At 68.2% G+C, this 18813-nt stretch carries 16 protein-coding genes; 10 read left to right on the forward strand and 6 right to left on the reverse strand.

Translation table 11 applies throughout. The features are described 5' to 3' along the window. Positions 1–60: 60 nt before the first annotated feature. From ASPU41_RS12930 to ASPU41_RS12945, 4 genes are all read right to left on the reverse strand, one after another. Positions 61–1200: a bifunctional 2-methylcitrate synthase/citrate synthase gene (locus ASPU41_RS12930; protein WP_069951258.1), complete on the reverse strand. Its 1140-nt coding sequence runs from the start codon at positions 1198–1200 to the stop codon at positions 61–63. Between the two features lie 65 nt (positions 1201–1265). After that, positions 1266–2168 carry a methylisocitrate lyase gene (prpB, locus tag ASPU41_RS12935; protein WP_069951259.1) on the reverse strand — a complete coding sequence of 301 codons (903 nt, stop codon included), beginning with the start codon at positions 2166–2168 and terminating at the stop codon, positions 1266–1268. Next, positions 2168–3688, reverse strand: a complete 1521-nt coding sequence (locus tag ASPU41_RS12940) for an MmgE/PrpD family protein (RefSeq protein ID WP_069951260.1) — start codon at positions 3686–3688, stop codon at positions 2168–2170. Before ASPU41_RS12940 ends, prpB begins: the two co-directional genes overlap by 1 nt. 14 nt (positions 3689–3702) lie before the next feature. Further along, on the reverse strand, positions 3703–4344 hold the full coding sequence (locus tag ASPU41_RS12945) for a GntR family transcriptional regulator (protein WP_069951261.1): 642 nt from the start codon (positions 4342–4344) through the stop codon (positions 3703–3705). 186 nt (positions 4345–4530) lie between these two features. On the opposite strand from ASPU41_RS12945, the gene ASPU41_RS12950 reads away from it, so the two are divergent. Beyond that, on the forward strand, positions 4531–6441 hold the full coding sequence (locus ASPU41_RS12950) for an AMP-binding protein (RefSeq protein WP_069951262.1): 1911 nt from the start codon (positions 4531–4533) through the stop codon (positions 6439–6441). 13 nt (positions 6442–6454) lie between these two features. Here ASPU41_RS12950 and ASPU41_RS12955 read toward each other — a convergent pair whose 3' ends face one another. Next, entirely contained in the window at positions 6455–7174 is a 720-nt protein-coding gene (locus tag ASPU41_RS12955) for a response regulator (protein ID WP_069951263.1), read from the reverse strand. Continuing rightward, positions 7171–8889 (reverse strand): sensor histidine kinase, encoded by a 1719-nt coding sequence (locus tag ASPU41_RS12960; protein WP_069951264.1) that lies wholly within the window; start codon positions 8887–8889, stop codon positions 7171–7173. Before ASPU41_RS12960 ends, ASPU41_RS12955 begins: the two co-directional genes overlap by 4 nt. 139 nt (positions 8890–9028) lie before the next feature. On the opposite strand from ASPU41_RS12960, the gene ASPU41_RS12965 reads away from it, so the two are divergent. The 9 genes from ASPU41_RS12965 (at position 9029) to der (ending at position 18665) form a co-directional block, all read left to right on the forward strand. Beyond that, on the forward strand, positions 9029–10384 hold the full coding sequence (locus ASPU41_RS12965; RefSeq protein WP_069951265.1) for a cation:dicarboxylate symporter family transporter: 1356 nt from the start codon (positions 9029–9031) through the stop codon (positions 10382–10384). Between the two features lie 251 nt (positions 10385–10635). Further along, the gene (locus tag ASPU41_RS12970) at positions 10636–11535 is read left to right on the forward strand and encodes a ParA family protein (protein ID WP_069951266.1); all 900 of its coding nucleotides are present in this window, start codon (positions 10636–10638) and stop codon (positions 11533–11535) included. A gap of 8 nt (positions 11536–11543) precedes the next feature. Then, entirely contained in the window at positions 11544–12404 is an 861-nt protein-coding gene (locus tag ASPU41_RS12975; RefSeq protein WP_069951267.1) for a segregation and condensation protein A, read from the forward strand. A gap of 167 nt (positions 12405–12571) precedes the next feature. Further along, the gene (gene scpB, locus ASPU41_RS12980) at positions 12572–13141 is read left to right on the forward strand and encodes an SMC-Scp complex subunit ScpB (RefSeq protein WP_231941347.1); all 570 of its coding nucleotides are present in this window, start codon (positions 12572–12574) and stop codon (positions 13139–13141) included. Positions 13142–13252: 111 nt separating this feature from the next. Next, positions 13253–14530, forward strand: coding sequence for a pseudouridine synthase (locus ASPU41_RS12985; protein WP_069951268.1), 1278 nt, complete (start codon positions 13253–13255; stop codon positions 14528–14530). 2 nt (positions 14531–14532) lie between these two features. Then, the gene (locus tag ASPU41_RS12990; RefSeq protein WP_069951269.1) at positions 14533–15642 is read left to right on the forward strand and encodes a prephenate dehydrogenase; all 1110 of its coding nucleotides are present in this window, start codon (positions 14533–14535) and stop codon (positions 15640–15642) included. After that, on the forward strand, positions 15642–16370 hold the full coding sequence (cmk, locus tag ASPU41_RS12995; protein ID WP_069951270.1) for a (d)CMP kinase: 729 nt from the start codon (positions 15642–15644) through the stop codon (positions 16368–16370). Before ASPU41_RS12990 ends, cmk begins: the two co-directional genes overlap by 1 nt. Positions 16371–16437: 67 nt before the next feature. Continuing rightward, a complete protein-coding gene (locus tag ASPU41_RS13000) occupies positions 16438–17118 on the forward strand; it encodes a lysophospholipid acyltransferase family protein (RefSeq protein WP_069952687.1) in 681 nt (226 codons plus the stop codon). Continuing rightward, positions 17115–18665: a ribosome biogenesis GTPase Der gene (der, locus tag ASPU41_RS13005; protein ID WP_069951271.1), complete on the forward strand. Its 1551-nt coding sequence runs from the start codon at positions 17115–17117 to the stop codon at positions 18663–18665. Before ASPU41_RS13000 ends, der begins: the two co-directional genes overlap by 4 nt. Positions 18666–18813: the final 148 nt, after the last annotated feature.

An 18813-nucleotide genomic window follows, 5' to 3' on the forward strand; every position in this document is an offset into this window, starting at 1 on the left:
CGGGCCGGCCACCTCCCGGAGGTGACCGGCCCGAAATGGTCCGCGCTGCAGGAACCGAAGCTACGGCAGGTGCCGTTCCTCGACGCCGTTGTATTCGCTCAGCGGCCGGATCAGGGAGTTCGAGTCCAGCTGCTCCATGATGTGCGCGGTCCAGCCCGTGATGCGGCTGGCAACGAACAGCGGAGTGAACGTCGGGGTGTCGAAGCCCATCAGGTGGTACGTGGGGCCGGCCGGGTAGTCGAGGTTCGGCTTGATCGCCTTGGCCTCGTCCATCGCCGTTTCCAGCCCGTTGTACAGCCCCAGCAGCTCCGGCCGGCCATAGTGCGCGATCATCTTGTCCAGGGCCGCCTTCATGGTCGGCACCCGGGAATCGCCGTGCTTGTACACACGGTGGCCGAAGCCCATGACCTTCTTTTTCTTTGCCAGGGCATCCTCCATCCACGCCTTGGCGCGGGTGTGAGCCTCCTCCAGCGACTCCTCCGGACGGATGCCGATCTCGTCGAAGGTGTGCATCACGGCCTCGTTCGCGCCGCCATGCAGCGGACCCTTGAGCGCGCCGATCGCCCCGGTCACGGCCGAGTGCAGGTCCGAGAGCGTGGAGGTGATCACCCGGGCGGTGAACGTGGAGGCGTTGAAGGAGTGCTCGGCGTACAGGATCATCGAGACGTTGAAGGCCTCGACGACCTCCTGGACCGGCTCCTCGCCAAAGGCCATCCAGAGGAAGTTGGCGGAATAGCCCAGGTCATCGCGCGGCTCCACCAGTTCCTGGCCGTGGCGGCGGCGCTGGTCGTACGACACCACCGCCGGCATCGCGGCGAACAGGTCCGCAGCCTTGGTCAGGTTGGCCTCGCGGGAGGAGTCCTCCGCGAGCGGGTGCCGGGCGCCCATCACGGAAGCAGCCGTGCGGCAGACGTCCATCGGATGCGAGGTGGTCGGCAGCGCGTCGATGACCTGCTTGACCACGGGGTCCAGCGGCCGTCCGGCGCGTTCCCGCGCGGTGAACTCCGCCAGCTGCCCCGCGTCAGGCAGCTCGCCGTTCCACAGCAGGTAGGCGACTTCCTCGAAGCTGCACCTGGCGGCCAGCTCCTGCACGGGGTAGCCGCGGTAGAGCAGCGAATTGGTGTCCGGGTTTACCTTGGAGACCGCGGTGTAATCCACCACGACGCCGGCGAGGCCCTTTTTGATCTCTTGTTCAGCCATTGCTGAAACTCCTTTGTTCCTGTCGCCTGTTGAAACCGGCCGGAGCCGGAAGTCCGATGCGGGGCTTACTGGCCCGGGACCTGGAAATTGAAAACCCCGGTGTCGAAGCTGTTGTACGCCTCGTAGTCGACGAGGTCATACAAACGCGCCCGGGTGAGCATGGTCCCGACCTGGGCCTCCTGGGTGCCGTCAGCCTTGATCGATTCCAGCGTACGCTCCGCAGCGCCCATGGCACTACGGAGCAGCGTCACCGGGTAGATGATCATGTTGACCCCGACGCCGGCGAGCTGGTCCACCGTGAACAGCGCGCTCTGGCCGAACTCGGTCATGTTGGCCAGGATCGGCACGTCGACGGCGTCGCGGATCGCCTGGAACTCGCTGAGGTCCTTCATGGCCTCCGGGAAGATGGCGTCAGCCCCGGCCTCGACCAGGGCCTTTGCGCGGTCCTGCGTGGCCGACAGACCGTCCGTGGCACGGATGTCGGTCCGCGCCATGATCAGGAAGTTCGGGTCACGCCGGGCATCGGCAGCCGCCCGGATGCGCTTGGTGGCGGTGTCCAGGTCCACGACGTTTTTGCCGTCGAGGTGGCCGCAGCGCTTGGGGTTGAACTGGTCCTCGATGTGCAGGCCGGCGAGGCCGGCGTTCTCGAGTTCCTGGACCGAGCGGGCCACGTTCATCGGCTCGCCGAAGCCGGTGTCGGCGTCGACAATGCTGGGCAGGTCCGTCATCCGGGCGATCTGCCCGGCCCGGGTGGCGACCTCGGTGAGCGTGGTCAGGCCGATGTCCGGCAGGCCCAGGTCATTGGCCAGCACGGCGCCGGAAATGTAGACCCCGGCGAAGCCCTTTTCCTCGATCAGCCGCGCCGAGAGCGGGTTGAACGCGCCCGGGAACTGCTGGATCGTCCCGGAGGCCAGGAGCTCGCGGAAGCGGACGCGCTTCTGCTCCGGGGTGACCTTCGAATACAGCATTAGAAGAGCCCCTTGGGTGCAGCGGCCAGATCGATCACGCCGTCGGCGGCCTTGATGTTGAGCTGGTCCAGCTCACCGGCGGCGAGCTCGGGCAGGCGGGCGGCGGCGGCCAGGAAACGCTCGATTTCCTCTTCGGCGACGAGGCCGGCGGCGAGGGTGCGGAACTTGTTCACGTACTGTTCCCGGGCGAAGGGCCGGGCGCCCAGCGGGTGGGCGTCGGCGACGGCGATCTCGTCGGTAATGACCGTGCCGTCCTTGAGCGTGATGACCACGGTGCCGCCGAAGGCCTTCTCGGCGATGTCGAGGGAATGGTAGCGGCGGGTCCACTCCGGATCCTCGACGGTGGTGACTTTGTGCCAGAGTTCCACGGTGTCCGGGCGTGCGGCGCGTTCCGGGGCGTAGGAATCGACGTGGTGCCAGGCGCCGTCCTGCAGGGCGACCGTGAAGATGTACGGGATGGAGTGGTCCAGCGTCTCGCGGCTTGCCGTGGGGCTGTACTTCTGCGGATCGTTGGCGCCGGAGCCGATCACGAAGTGGGTGTGGTGGCTGGTCTTGATCAGCACGGACGCCACGTTGGCCGGGTCGGTGACCTCGGGGTGCTCGCCGTGGAGCTTGCGGGCCAGGTCAATCCACGCCTGGGCCTGGTATTCGGCCGAGTGCTCCTTGGTGTACGTGTCCATGATGGCGCGCTTGGGTTCGCCGGGTGTCGGCAGCGGCACCGTGTAGGAGGCGTCCGGGCCGTCCAGCATCCAGGCGATGACGCCGTCCTCGCCTTCGTAGATCGGCACGGGTGAGGTCTGGCCGCGGATGGCACGGTCCGCGGATTCGACGGCCATCTTGCCGGCAAACGCCGGGGCGTGGGCCTTCCAGGTGGAGATCTCGCCCTTGCGCGACTGCCGCGTGGCGGTGGTGGTGTGCAGCGCCTGGCCGATGGACTGGAAGATCGTCTCGACGTCGAGCCCCAGCAGGGTGCCGATACCGGCGGCGGCGGAGGGGCCCAGGTGGGCGACGTGGTCGATCTTGTGCTTGTGCAGGCAGATGGCCTTGACCAGGTTGACCTGGATCTCGTAGCCGGTGGCGATGCCGCGGACCAGGTCCTGGCCGCTGGAGCCCACGTGCTGGGCCACGGCGAGGATCGGCGGGATGTTGTCGCCCGGGTGGGAGTACTCCGCGGCGAGGAAGGTGTCGTGGTAGTCGAGCTCACGGACGGCGACGCCGTTCGCCCAGGCAGCCCATTCGACCGCGACGGGTTCGTCGATGCCGAAGACCTTCGAGCCCTTGCCGCCCGTGGTGGGGCCGTGGGTCAGCGCCTGGGCGCGGGCCGCGACGATCGGAGCACGGTTCAGCGAGGCAATCGCCACCGAGGCGTTGTCGATCACCCGGTTGATCACCATGTCGGTGACCTCCTCGGAGACGGCGACGGGGTCGGCGGCCACCGTCGCAATCTTGAACGCGAGCTGGTCCTCGCGGGGCAGGTTTTCCTCGCTCTTGTAAACGCGGACGTGGTGTTCCTTAACCATGGTGTGCTCCTTCATTAGTGAGGTACGTGGGTGGCTTTGACGTGGGAAAGACTGCGGTGCAGATGAAGCGTGGTGGCGGCTTCGGCCAGCCGGGGATTGCCGGCCGCGATCGCCTCGGCGATGGCGGCATGCTCGGCCGCGGCGGCGGTGAGCCGTTCGGCGTCGTCGGCCGCCAGCCGGCGGACCCGGACCAGGTGGACGCGCAGGCTGCGCATCGCCTGGGCGAGGTAGGAGTTGTGGATCGCGGCGTCGATGGCTGTGTCCAGCCGTCCGACCAGTCCGTAGTAGGCGTGCCGGGCGGGGTCCCCGGCGCTGATCAGCGCCGGCGCCAGGCGCAGCTCGTTGCGGAGCTGTTCGAAGGTGGCGGCATCGCCGCGTTCAGCGGCCAGTGCCGCGGCTTTGCCCTCGAGGGTTTCGCGGAGTTCGAAAAGTTCGTCGATATCGTCCAGCGAGATGTCGGTCACGACGACGCCGCGGCCGCCCGCCGTCGTCGTCAGGCCTTCCGCGGTCAGCCGGCTGAGGGCCTCCCGCAGCGGGGTGCGCGAGATGCCGAGCCGCTCGGACTGCTCCACTTCCGCGAGCACCGTCCCGGGCGCCAGGCGCCATTCGATGATGTCCTCACGCAGGGCCGCATAGGCCCGATCACTGGCGCGCATCCTGCCTCCTTCATTGGCTGACGCTGTCCAGTGTATACACGCCCATCGGATTTGCCCAGCATTTTGGCCACTTTCCCGGAAAACCCGCCCAGTGGAACGCCTCTCTGTATACACAAGCCTTGTGCCCTGCGCCCCGTCGGGGCTACCATGAGCACCATCACATCGTCGTGGACGGGACTCATTTTCATGGTTAGCAAGAATTACCAGGACAGCTACGCACGCAGCCTGGAGAAGCCCGAAGCATTCTGGCTGGAAGCCGCAGGGAAGATCTCCTGGACCGCCCCTCCTCAGCGGGCCCTGGATTCCAGCAGGGCGCCGTTGTACGACTGGTTCCCTGACGGCGTGCTGAACACCTCCTACAACGCGCTGGACCGCCATGTGGAGGAGGGGCGGGGCGGGCAGGACGCCCTGATTTATGACTCCGCGATGCTCGGCACGCAGCGGCGCTACAGCTATGCGGAGCTGACGGACCTCGTCGCCCGGTTCGCCGGCGTCCTGCGCAGCCAGGGCGTGGGCAAGGGCGACCGCGTCGTGATCTACATGCCGATGATCCCCGAGGCGGCCATCGCCATGCTCGCCACGGCCCGGCTCGGCGCCGTGCACTCCGTCGTCTTCGGCGGCTTCGCCCCCAAGGAACTCGCCGCCCGCATCCGCGACGCCGCCCCCGCCGCGGTGGTCACGGCCTCCGGCGGCATCGAACCCTCGCGCCGGATCGAGTACCTGCCCGCCGTCGCGGAAGCCCTCGGCCTGGCCGGAGCGCCGGACACGCCGGTGCTCGTCAAGGCCAGGGAAGGCTTCGCCTCCTCGGTGGCCGGGCATGCCGGCTGGCTGGACTGGGACGCCGAGATGGCCGCCGCCGCGCCCGCCGCCCCGGTTGACGTCAAAGCCACTGATCCGCTCTACATCCTCTACACGTCGGGAACCACCGGCGCCCCCAAGGGCGTCGTGCGGGACAACGGCGGCCACGCGGTGGCGCTCAGCTGGACCCTGGAGAACATCTACGACGTCGGCCCCGGCGACGTGATGTGGACCGCATCCGACGTCGGCTGGGTCGTCGGGCACTCCTACATCGTGTACGGGCCGCTGCTGGCCGGCGCCACGACCGTCATCTACGAAGGCAAGCCTGTCGGCACCCCTGACGCCGGTGCCTTCTGGCGGGTCATCCAGGACCACAAGGTCAACGTGCTGTTCACCGCCCCGACCGCCCTGCGGGCCATCCGGAAGGCGGACCCCGAGGCGAAGCTGCTCGAGAAATACGACATCTCCAGCCTGCGCACCCTGTTTGCCGCCGGCGAGCGGCTCGACACCGACACCTTCCACTGGGCCTCGCGGACCCTGGGCGTGCCGGTGGTGGACCACTGGTGGCAGACCGAGACCGGCTGGGCCATCTGCGCCAACCCCCGCGGGCTGGACGGGCTGCCGATCAAGGCCGGCTCGCCCAGTGTGCCGATGCCCGGCTTCAAGCTGAACATCGTCGACGGGTCGGGGGCGGATGTCGAAACGGGGGCGGAAGGCAACATCGTCCTGGCCCTCCCGCTGCCGCCGGGCACGCTGACAACGCTCTGGGGCAACGACGAACGCTACATCTCCTCCTACCTGCAGGCGTTCGAGGGCTACTACGCCACCGGCGATTCCGGCTACCGGGATGAGGACGGTTATCTGTTCGTGATGGGCCGCACCGACGACATCATCAATGTCGCCGGCCACCGGCTCTCCACCGGCGCCATGGAACAGGTGATCGGCCAGCACCCGGCAGTTGCCGAGTGCGCCGTGATCGGACTGGCGGACCCGTTGAAGGGCCAGCGCCCCAGCGGCTACGTGGTGCTGAAGTCAGGGGTCGATGTGCCCGAGGAGATCCTGGTCAAGGACCTGATCGCGCTGGTCCGGCGGGACATCGGCGCCGTGGCGGACTTCAAGCACGTCACCGTGGTGGAGGCCCTGCCCAAGACCCGCTCCGGCAAGATCCTGCGCAAGACCATGCGCCAGATCGCCGACGGCGACGACTATGTGGTGCCCTCGACGATTGAGGACGCCGGTGTGATCGACCAGCTCATCGGAACCCTGCGTCCCGCCGCCGCGGGGGAGCGGCCCGCGTAAACGCCGGCGCCGCTTACCGGACCGGCCGGGCCCAGCGGTATTCGTTCTCCGGCCGGCCGGGCGCGCCGTAACGCGCCGTCCGGGTGACCGTGCCGGCGTCGGCGAGGTATTCCAGGTAGCGCCGCGCGGTCACCCGGGACATGCCGAGGGCGTCCATCACCTCGCTGGCCGACACCGCCCCGGACTGCAGCTTCATGAAGTCCTGCACCGAGTCCAGCGTGGACGGCGCCAGCCCCTTGGGCAGCGGCAGTTCCGAAGGAGCCCGCAGGCTCGCGAAGGCCTGGTCCACATCGCTCTGCGACGCCCCGGGACCGGCCTGCCCGGCGGCGGGGGAAGCCAAATGCTCCCGGAAGTTCCGGTAGCTGCTGAGCTTGTCCGCGAAGGTGGCAAAGGTGAAGGGCTTGATCAGATACTGCACCACGCCCGTGGCCACCGCGCTGCGGACAATGTTCAGTTCCCGGACGGCGGTGATGGCGATGATGTCCGCGAACAGCCCGGCAGCCCGCATCCGGCGCGCGATGTCGAGGCCGTGCAGGTCCGGAAGGTTCATGTCCAGCAGCACCAGGTCCACCGGCGTGCCCGCCGCCGCGAATTCCGTCATCAGCCGGAGCGCGGACTGTCCGTCCGGGGCCGATCCAGCCAGGGTGAATCCCTCCAGCCGGCCGACGTAGGCGGCGTGGGCTGCCGCCGCGATGGGCTCGTCTTCGACGACGAGTACACGGATCTTGGTCATTGCTGTCCCTTGGTGGTCAGTGATCCCGGCGGCGGTGCCGGCGGTATTGTCGGCGAAGCCGTTGGCAGCGTGACGCGGAACAGTGCCCCGGCCGGGCTCGTGATTGTCATGGTACCGCCGAGCCGGTGCACCGCCTGGCGGACCAGTGCCAGGCCCAGGCCCCGGCCGAACGGCCCCGGCGACTTGGTGCTGAAGCCGTGCCGGAAGATGTCCTCCACGGCCTGCGGATCGATCCCGGGTCCGCTGTCCTCCACCGTGATTTCAAGGGCCCCGCCGTTCGCTTCCACCGTGAGTTCCACGAGTTTGGGCGCCGGAGCCTCGGCGGCCGCGTCGATGGCGTTGTCCAGGAGGTTGCCGAGGATCGCCACGAGGTCCTGCACGGCCAGCCCGGACACGGCGGTCGGGCCGCTCCCGGTCCCGGCGGTGTTGAGGCTCAGTTCGACGCCCCGTTCGTGGGCCTCGGCGGCCTTGCCCATGATCAGGGCCCCCAGGACGGGCTCGTCGACGGAGCTCACCACGTCATCGGTCAGCCGCTGGCTGAGCTCCAGGTCCTGGGTGGCGAAGTCCAGGGCTTCGGCACCGCGTCCGAGTTCCATCAGGGAGACGATCGTGTGAAGCCGGTTGGCGTGTTCGTGGGTCTGGGCGTGCAGGGCGTCGGAGAGCGTACGCATGGTTTTCAGCTCGCTGCCGAGCGACTCGATTTCCGTGCGGTCCCGGATCGTGGCCACGGTGCCGTAGACGGCCGGGTTGCTGCGTCCGCCGGCGGATCCGGGCCCGACGGCCCGTCCCTGGTTCACAACCAGGATCCGTGAGCCGGTCAGGTGGATCTCGTCGAGCGCGGTCCGGCCCGATTCGAACAGTTCCCGGAGGCTGGGGGCCAGCGGGAGCGCCTCGAGTGAGGGCGCCTCCTGTTGCCTGCCGTCAGCGGCGGCCCTTTTGCCGGGGGCAGGTGCGCCGCCGTCGTCGGACCGCGGGGTGAGTCCCAGCAGTTCGGCGGCCTGGTCGTTGTACATCACCACCTTGCCCCTGGGATCGATCAGGATGACGCCCTCGCGGACAGAGCGCAGCACCGATTCGTAGTAAGCGAAGAGCTGCGCGAGCTGCTCCGGGCCCCAGCCGCGGGTCACCTGCCGCAGGTACCGTCCCAGCAGCCAGGATGCCAGCGATCCGCCCGCGAGCAGGGCCAGCCCGATGGCCACGAGCGCCGGCAGCCTGCCGGAGACGGCGATGTCCACGGTGCGGACGGTGACGCCGGCCGCGACCAGTGCCCGCACGGTGCCGTCCGCGTCCTGCACCGGGGCGATGGTGCGGACCGAGGGGCCGAGCGTGCCGGCGGTGATCTCGGTGAAGACCTCGCCGTCCAGGGCCGCATCGATGGAGCCGATATAGGGCTTGCCCAGTTCCTCATCCCGGGGGTGGGTCCACCGGGTGCGGTCCGGCGCCATGATCGTGATGAAATCCGCGTCCGCGTCCTCCGTGACCTTCATCGCGTAGGGCTGCAGCAGGGCGGAGGGATCCGCGGCGTCCGCCGCGTCAAGCACCAGGGGGTTGTCGGCCACGGCGGTCGCTACGGCGGCCATCCGCCGGCCGGCCTCGTCGTAGGCCTGGTCGCGGGCATCAACGAACGTGGCGGTGCCGACGAAGGCCGTCAGGGTCAGCATAAACAGCAGATGGGCCACGAACAGCCGTCGGGCGATGCTCCAGTGGTGGATCATCCAAACCTTCCATGACCAATATGAACGCAACGGTGATGCGCATCACTCCATCCCCAATGATGGTGGAACACGCACAAACGGACGGGATCGGCCCACAGCCTGTGCCGCACCGACGTCCAGCCTATCCAAGGAGAACACCATGGCCTCTCAAAGAGGAGAGTCGGCGGCACTGGCCGCGACGCCGGTCAAGAAGCGCAAGGGGCTCGACAAGTCCCATTATCTCTACATCGCGGTCATTGCGGCCGTCATCCTCGGCGCCCTGGTCGGACTGATGTTCCCGGAGTTCGCCAAGTCCCTGAAGCCGCTGGGCGACGGATTCATCAAACTCATCAAGATGATGATCGGCCCGGTCATCTTCTGCACCATCGTGCTGGGCATCGGTTCCATCGCCAAGGCAGCCACGGTCGGCAAGGTCGGCGGCCTGGCCCTGGGCTACTTCATGGTGATGTCCACCTTCGCGCTGGCCATCGGCCTCGTCGTCGGCAACCTGATCCACCCGGGCGAGGGCCTCAAGCTCGCCCCCTATGACCCGAGCAAAAAAGCCGCCACGGACAGCACGGTCGAGTTCCTGCTCGGCATCATCCCGGGCGACATCCCGGTCCTGCCGACGCTGCTCGCCGCGCTCCTGGTCGGCTTCGCCCTCCAGCAGATGGGCGCCCAGGGTGCACCGATCCTCAAGGCAGTCGGCTACGGCCAGGCCCTCGTCTTCCGCATCCTGGTCATGATCATGTGGCTGGCCCCGGTCGGAGCCTTCGGCGCGATCGCCGCCGTCGTCGGTGCCACCGGCGTGCAGGCCATCCTCAGCATGGCCACCCTGATGGTTGCGTTCTACATCACCTGCGCCCTGTTCATCGTGGTGATCCTCGGCGGCCTGCTCAAGATCGTCGCCGGCCTCAACATCTTCCGGCTGATGAAGTATCTTGGCCGCGAATACCTGCTGATCTTCTCCACGTCCTCCTCCGAAGCCGCGCTGCCCCGCCTGATCGCGAAGATGGAACACCTCGGTGTGTCCAAGCCGGTTGTTGGCGTCACGGTCCCCACCGGTTACTCCTTCAACCTCGACGGCACCGCGATCTACCTGACCATGGCCTCCCTCTTCGTGGCCAACGCCATGGGCACCCCGCTTGACCTGGGCGCCCAGGTCTCGCTGCTGATCTTCATGATCATCGCCTCCAAGGGCGCTGCCGGTGTCACCGGTGCCGGCCTGGCCACCCTGGCTGCCGGGCTGCAGGCCCACAAGCCGGAACTGCTCGGCGGCGTCGGCATGATCGTCGGGATCGACCGGTTCATGTCCGAGGCCCGCGCCCTGACCAACTTCACCGGCAACGCCGTGGCCACCGTGCTGATCGGCACCTGGGTCAAGGAGATCGACGGCGGTCAGGTCGAGCGCGTCCTCTCCGGCGTCGAGCCCTTCGACGAGCAGACCATGATCGCCGGACATGGTGAGCACGAGGCGGCCGCGGCTCCGGAAAAGCCGGTCCTGGCCAACGCCTGAGCCGTTCCACCCCTGCCGCACAGCGGCCACAACCGCCCGGACGCCGACCAGCGTCCGGGCGGTTTTGTGTGCCCCGCCGGCAACCTTCGACTTCTACCAGAGGGTTGAGGCTCATAAAACGGCGGCTGTCAAGGTCCACGGAATACCGTGTCGGGCGCTGTAACCTTGTGAGGAATAAGATCGGCGCTGGAAGTCCAGTGGCAGCAAGATCAGGCACGAGAATCACCGTCATCGAAAGTGTGGATAGATACGTGAGCAGCGAACAGGGTTCAGCAACTCTGGAAGGCACCGAACTCGATCTGGAAGACGCCGTCATGGGCCCCACCGGGCGCCCGCACCGCGACTTTCCGGAGCCGGCACCGCTGTCATCCCACGGTCCCGCGCGGGTCATCGCCATGGTCAACCAGAAGGGCGGAGTGGGTAAAACCACCTCCACCATCAACCTGGCGGCCGCGCTGGCGGAATTCGGCCGCCGTGTGCTCGTCGTGGACTTCGACCCGCAGGGTGCCCTCTCCGCCGGCCTCGGCATCAACCCGCACGAACTGGATCTCACGGTCTACAATGTGCTGATGGACCGCAAGGTCGACATCCGCGACGCCATCCACAAAACCGGCGTGGAAAACCTGGATCTGCTCCCGGCCAACATCGACCTCTCCGCCGCGGAAGTCCAGCTCGTCAACGAAGTGGCCCGCGAACAGGTGCTGGACCGGGCCCTGAAAAAGGTTGAGGACGACTACGACGTCGTCCTGATCGACTGCCAGCCCTCGCTGGGGCTGCTCACCGTCAACGCACTGACCGCCGCCCACGGCGTCATCATCCCGCTGATCTGCGAGTTCTTCGCCCTGCGCGCCGTGGCACTGCTGGTCGAGACCATCGACAAGGTCCAGGACCGCCTGAACCCGCGGCTCCAGGTCGACGGCGTCCTCGCCACCATGTACGACGCCCGGACCCTGCACAGCCGCGAGGTGATCTCCCGCCTGGTGGAGGCCTTCGGCGACAAGGTCTTCGAGACCGTCATCAAACGGTCCATCAAGTTCGCCGACGCCACCGTCGCGGCCGAGCCGATCACCAGCTACGCCGGCAACCACATCGGCGCCGACGCCTACCGGAACCTGGCCAAAGAGCTTATTTCGCGCGGCGGCGCGCCCTAGTCAGGGCCGTGGCAGGGGCAGGCGCTCCGGCGGCGGACCTCACTCCGCCGGGCCGGGAGAACGCGAAGAAGCCCGGCTTCGAGGTCCGGCTTGCCAACTTCACCGGCCCCTTCGACCTCCTCCTCGGCCTGATTTCCAAGCACCAGCTGGACATCACGGAAGTGGCGCTGTCCACCGTGACCGACGAGTTCATCAAGTACATCAGGCGCCTGCAGAACCTGGGCGAGGAGTGGGCCCTGGACGAGGCCAGCGAATTCCTCGTCATCGCCGCCACCTTGCTGGACCTCAAGGCCGCCCGGCTGCTGCCGGCCGGCGAGGTGGAGGACGAGGAGGACATCGCGCTGCTCGAGGCCCGGGACCTGCTCTTCGCACGGCTCCTGCAGTACAAGGCGTTCAAGCATGTGGCGGGGATGATGGGTTCCACCCTCGAGCTTGAAGCCCTCCGGTATCCGCGGCAGGTCGCCCTGGAGGGCCACTTCGCCGCGCTGCTGCCGGAGCTTCTCTGGCGGCACACCCCGGCGCAGTTCGCCGGCCTGGCAGAGGCCGCGCTCAAGCCCCGGGAAGCCGCGCCCACCGAGATCGGCCTGGCCCACCTGCACGGCACCCCCGTCAGCGTCAAGGAGCAGGCCGAACTGCTCGGCCGCCGGCTGCGGCCGGGCGCGCCGCTCACCTTCCGGGCCCTGACCGCCGACGCCGAGTCCACCCTCGTGGTCGTGGCACGGTTCCTGGCGCTGCTGGAGCTGTTCCGGGACCGGGCCGTGGCCTTCGAGCAGGTGCTGCCGCTGGGGGACCTGACGATCCGCTGGACTGCGGGCCCGGAGGCCTGGAACAGCGAGAACCTGAGTGAAGAATATGAGGAGCAGCCGTGAACCAGAACCGGCCCGGGCGGGCAGCCGCCGACACAGCCGCCGACGCCTCCGCTGAGGCGGCACCGGCAGCAGGAAACGACGCCGGCCCCGACATCAGCAGCCTGCCCGGCGGCGCCGACGTCAGCAGCCTGCCCGGCGGCGCCCGCGCGGCCCTCGAGGCGGTCCTGATGGTGATCGACCAGCCGGCGACGGCGACGGAGCTCGCCACCGGCCTGGACGTGCCCGTCGACGCCGTCGAGGGGCTGCTCGTGGAACTGCAGCGGGAGTACAACGGCTATACTGTTAATGCCCCGGATGTGCACGATGCCAGTTTCAACGGCTTCAGTGCCACCCCCCGGGGTTTTGAATTGCGGAATATCGCCGGAGGCTGGCGGATCTATTCACGCGCTGAGTTCGCCGACATCGTCGGCGGGTTCGTGCTGGAGGGACAAACGGCCAGGCTGACGCAGGCGGCGCTCGAAACGCTCGCCGTCATCGCTTACCGCCAGCCCGTCTCAAGGGCGCGGGTGTCTGCAATTCGAGGAGTCAATGTTGACTCTGTCGTGCGGACGCTGACGCAGCGGGGGCTGATCGAGGACTCGGGAACTGATCCCGAGTCCGGGGCCATCCTGTACCGCACGACGTCGTATTTCCTGGAGCGAATGGGAATCGGCTCGGTGGCGGAATTGCCGCAACTTTCACCCCATCTTCCGGGGCTGGAAGGCATCGAAGAGTTCTACGACGCAGGAAGAATGTAGGCAGGAACCACTGCCTGCGCACGAGTATCCACCGGGGCAGAGGCTTTTTGCCCCGGCCGGCGGGTGTTGTCGGGAGACAGCGGCCGTTGGCCAACAAACGAAGGACGGGTCATGACACAGGCGGGACGCCAGGGTTCACCACGTAACAGTTCCGGACGCAACAGTGCCGGACAAAATTCAGCGCAGGGCTCCGGCCGCGGCGCGCAGGGCGGCGCCGGGCGCAGTGGCGGAGCCGACTACAAGGGCGGCGCAGGCCGCGGCGCACAGGGCGGGGCAGCAGGCCGCGGCGGGGGAGCAGGCTTCAAGGGCGGCGGAGACCGCCCCTTCAAGCACCCCAAGCCCCGCGAAGAGGCCTTCATCGATCCGGACCTGCAGGGACCCGACGGCGCGCCCGCCGGCAAGCCTGCCTCCGGCGACTGGAAGTCCAAAGCGCCCTCCGGCAAGGAAGCGGCCCGCAAGGCGGCCGCCCGCAAGCCCGGCTTCGGCAAGGCCCCCGGCACACCCGGTGCGCTCAAGCCCAAGCCGCGCACCGGCGCGCCCAAGACTGCCGGCGCGCGCGCGTTCGGCAGCGAACGCTTCGGCCAGAACCTCGGGCCCGTGCGCAAGCCGGCCCGCAAGCGCGGACCCCGCGCCGAGGTGCCCCAGTCTGAAGTGCACGACCAGGACGGCATCCGCCTGCAGAAGGTCATGGCCTCGGCCGGCGTCGCCTCACGGCGTGTCTGCGAAGAAATGATCTCCGAGGGCCGGGTTGAAGTCGACGGCCAGGTCGTCACCGAGCTCGGCGTCCGCGTCGACCCGAAGACCGCCGTGATCCACGTCGACGGCCTCCGCATCCAGCTGGACGAGAACATGGTCTACATGGTGTTCAACAAGCCCAAGGGCGTTGTCTCCACGATGGAAGACCCGGACGGACGTCCCTGCATCAGCGACTTCGTCCGCAACAGCCACGGCGAACGCCTGTTCCACGTCGGGCGCCTCGACGTCGCCACCGAGGGACTGCTGCTGCTGACCAACGACGGCGAACTCGCCAACCGCCTGACGCACCCTTCCTACGAGGTCCCCAAGACCTACCTGGTGCAGGTCCGCGGGCCGTTCCCGCAGGGGGTAGGCGCCCAGCTCAAGGCCGGCGTAGAACTCGAGGACGGCATCGCTTCGGTGGACTCCTTCAAGCTGGTGGACTCCACCCCGGGCCACGTGCTGATCGAGGTCGTGCTGCACTCCGGCAAGAACCGGATTGTCCGCCGCCTCTTCGACGCTGTCGGCTTCCCGGTGCTCCGGCTGGTCCGCGTGAAGGTCGGCCCCATCGGCCTGGGTGACCAGCGCCAGGGCAGCATCCGCAACCTCGGCAGGCAGGAAGTCGGCCACCTGCTGGCATCCGTAGGGCTGTAGGCATGTCCGCCTTTCGCACCCACGGCCGCGGCCACCTCAACGGTCCGTTGGTGGTCGTGGGGACCGGGCTCCTGGGCACCAGCATCGGGCTGGGGCTGCGGGGCCGCGGAGTGGCTGTCTTCCTCTCCGACCCTTCGCCCACCAACCAGGCCGTCGCCGTCGACATCGGCGCCGGCCTGCCCTTGGCGCGCCTTGACGGGGACCGGCCGGAACTCGTGGTGGTCGCCGCTCCGCCGGATGTCACGGCGGACGTGGTGGAACGCGCCCTCGCGGACTACCCGGGGGCAACCGTCGTGGACATCGCCAGCGTCAAGGCCGGCATCCAGGCCGAGCTCCGCGCCCGCGGCGCCGACCTCAGCCGCTACGTGGGCACCCACCCGATGGCCGGCCGGGAAAAGTCGGGTCCCGTCGCTGCCCGCGGAGAGCTCTTCACCTCCATGCCGTGGGTCCTCTGCCCGTCGGAGGAGACACTGCCCCAGGCCCTGCAGGCAGCGCGTGCGCTGGCCATGGACCTCGGCGCCGTCGTGTCCGAATTCGGGGCCGAGGAACACGACGAGGCGGTGGCGCTCGTCTCGCACGTGCCCCAGATCGTGTCCTCGCTGGTGGCCAGCCGGCTGCAGGGCACCCCCCTGCACGCGCTCTCCCTCGCGGGCAACGGACTGCGGGATGTCACCCGGATCGCGGCGAGTGATCCGACCCTGTGGGTGCAGATCCTCGGCGCGAACGCGGAGAAGGTCGTGGAAATCCTGCACGGGGTCCGGGCGGACCTCAACCGGGTCATCGGCACGCTCGAGAACCCGACAGCGCCCGGTGCCCGGCTCGATCTCGCCCAGCTGATCAGCGAAGGCAACGCCGGCCAGTCCCGTATCCCGGGCAAGCACGGCGGACCCCCGCAGAGCTACTCCTGGCTGACGGTCCTGGTCGATGACACCCCGGGACAGATCGCCCGGCTCCTGACGGAGATCGGCGAGATCGGCGTCAACCTCGAGGACCTCCGGCTGGATCACTCCTCGGGCCAGAACGTGGGCATGGTGGAAATCTCCGTGCTGCCGAACAAACACGAACTGCTCATCGAAGCCCTCAACGACCGTGGATGGCGGGTACTCCAGTAATGACCCAGGAACTTATCGAAACCGTGGAGATTCTCCGTCCCGGGAAAAGCCTCGTCGTAGCCATCGACGGGCCGTCCGGATCGGGCAAGTCCAGCGTCAGCAAAGAGGTGGCACGCCGGCTCAAACTGGCCTACCTTGACACCGGCGCGATGTACCGTGCCCTGACCTGGTTCTGCCTGGACAGCGGCACGGACCTGAACGACGGCGCCGCCGTCGAGGCTGCGGCCAGGAGCCTGGCGCTGGAAATCAGCACCAGCCCGCTGGAGGAATACGTCCGGGTCGGCGGCACCGACGTCACGCACGCGATCCGCGAGCCGGCGATATCCGCCGCCGTCAGCGCCGTCGCCACCACCCTGGGCGCCCGCACCGAACTGATCCGCCGGCAGCGCGAACTGATCGAAAAGCACCACCACCGCATGGTGGTCGAGGGCCGGGACATCACCACCGTCGTCGCGCCCCACGCCGAAGTGCGGATGCTGCTCACCGCGAGCGAGGAGGCGCGCCTGCGCCGCCGGGGCATCCAGCTCGGCGGCAGCCAGAACGCCGAACAGCTCGCAGCGCAGGTCACCCAGCGCGACGCGAAGGACTCGACCGTGGTGAACTTCACCCGGGCCGCTGACGGGGTGGTGACGCTGGATTCCTCGGAACTCGACTTCGCCGAAACCGTCGACGCCGCGCTCAGCATCGTCAACGGCATCGTCAACCACCAGGCGCTCCACCGTGACTGACGCCAGGCAGCGGCCGCGGCCCGACGCCGGGCTCCCGGCCCGCTGGACCACGCTCTGGAGCCGGCCCGTGGGCTGGATGCTGGACCATGTCCTCTACCGGACCTCGGTCACCGGACGGTCCAACGTCCCGGCCACCGGTCCGGTGATCTTCGCCGGCAACCACATCAGCTTCCTGGACGGACCCGTCATGTTCGGGGCATCACCGCGAGCCATGCACATCCTGGTCAAGCAGGAAATGTTCACCGGCTTCCTCGGCCGGGTGCTCCAGGCCTCCGGCCAGCTGGCAGTCGACCGCTCGGGCGACCGGGCGGCCCTCCTCACGGCCAAGAGCGTGCTCGACGCCGGACGGTGCGTGGGGATACTGCCCGAGGGGACGCGGGGGAGCGGTGAAGCCTCCGCCATCAACAAGGGGGTCGCCTGGCTCGCGCTGAACTCCGGCGCGACCGTGGTCCCCGTGGCCATCCTCGGCACCCGGAAGGGCGGCGAACACCTCGACGCCGTTCCACGGTTCCGCCGCCGGCTGCACGTCAGCTTCGGCGGAGCCCTCAACGTCAGCCGCAGGCCCGGTGAGACCGGGCGTGTTTCAATGGACAGGGCCGGAACCGAGATCCGCGCCGCGCTGGCGCGCCATGTCCAGGACTCGATCCTAAGAACAGGGCAGCCCTTGCCCGACGCGGATTCCCCGCAAGAACGTCATGAAGCAGTAGCCGGGACGCCGGCAGATCACCCCATAAGGAAAGTGCAATGAGCGATACGACTCAAACCTCCGGCCAATTTGGCGCCGGCGAAGACGAATACACGCCCACCGGCACGGACCAGGTGGCCGAGCACCTTGCCGCCCTGGACGATGAGGAAGCAGAGGTCCGCGCGGCCTCCCTCCGGGCCGGCCTGGACGACTATGAGCTGGATGAAGACGACGCCGCCCTCCTGAGCGGCGAGTTCGACGACGAGGACTTCGACGGTCCGGTCAAGCTGGATCCGGTCCTGGCCATCATCGGCCGGCCCAACGTGGGCAAGTCCACCCTGGTGAATCGGATCCTCGGCCGCCGCGAAGCCGTGGTCGAAGACACCCCCGGCGTCACCCGTGACCGTGTGATGTACTCCGCCACGTGGAACGGCCGGAACTTCACGGTCGTCGACACCGGCGGCTGGGAGCACGACGCCCGCGGCATCCATGCCCGCGTCGCCGAACAGGCCGAGATGGCTGTGGAGCTTGCCGACGCCGTGCTCTTCGTCGTCGACTCGGCCGTTGGCGCCACCGCCACGGACGAAGCCGTCGTGAAGATGCTCCGCAAGTCCAAGAAGCCGGTCATCATGGTGGCCAACAAGGTGGACGACTTCGCCCAGGAAGCCGACTCGGCACGGCTCTGGGGCCTCGGCTTCGGCGAGCCGTACCCGGTCTCCGCACTGCACGGACGGGGCGTCGCCGACCTCCTGGACCACGTGATGGACACCCTGCCCGAGTACTCCACGATCGAGGGCCTGGAGCGCTCCGGCGGTCCGCGCCGCATCGCCCTGATCGGGCGTCCGAACGTCGGCAAGTCCTCGCTGCTGAACAAGCTGGCCGGCTCTGAGCGCGTTGTTGTGGACAACACCGCCGGCACCACCCGGGACCCGGTCGATGAGTTCATCGAACTCGGCGGCCGCACCTGGCGTTTCGTGGACACCGCCGGCATCCGCCGCCGCCAGCACATGGCACAGGGCGCCGACTTCTACGCTTCCCTGCGCACCCAGAGCGCGCTCGAAAAGGCGGAGGTCGCCGTTGTGCTCCTCGCCGTGGACGAAGTGCTCAGCGAGCAGGATGTCCGCATCCTGCAGCTCGCCATCGAATCCGGCCGGGCCCTGGTTCTCGCCTTCAACAAGTGGGACCTGCTCGATGACGAACGGCGCATCTACCTGGAACGTGAAATCGAGCAGGACCTCGCCCACGTGGCCTGGGCGCCGCGCGTGAACATCTCGGCGCTGACCGGATGGCACAAGGACCGGCTGGTCCCGGCCCTGGACACCGCCCTGGAGAGCTGGGACAAGCGCATCCCCACCGGCCGGCTCAACGCCTTCCTCGGCGAACTGGTCGCCGCCCACCCGCACCCGGTCCGCGGCGGCAAGCAGCCCCGCATCCTCTTCGGCACCCAGGCCTCCAGCCGTCCGCCGAAGTTCGTGCTGTTCACCACCGGGTTCCTGGACCCGGGCTACCGGCGCTTCATCACCCGCCGGCTCCGCGAAACCTTCGGCTTCGAGGGCACGCCGATCGAGGTCAACATGCGTGTGCGGGAAAAGCGCGGCAAGAAGCGTTAATTCCGACACACCTCGCCCGTGACATGCAGAAAGTGTCACGGGCACCCTCCGGAATCGTGTAAGCTTTTGGAGGTGGTTCGGCCGGACTGCTCAGATGAAATCTTCTGGATATCCAGGAGAATCTCATCGAGAGCGGAGAACGGCGGGA

It is taken from the genome of Arthrobacter sp. U41, assembly GCF_001750145.1.
GTDB lineage: Bacteria > Actinomycetota > Actinomycetes > Actinomycetales > Micrococcaceae > Arthrobacter.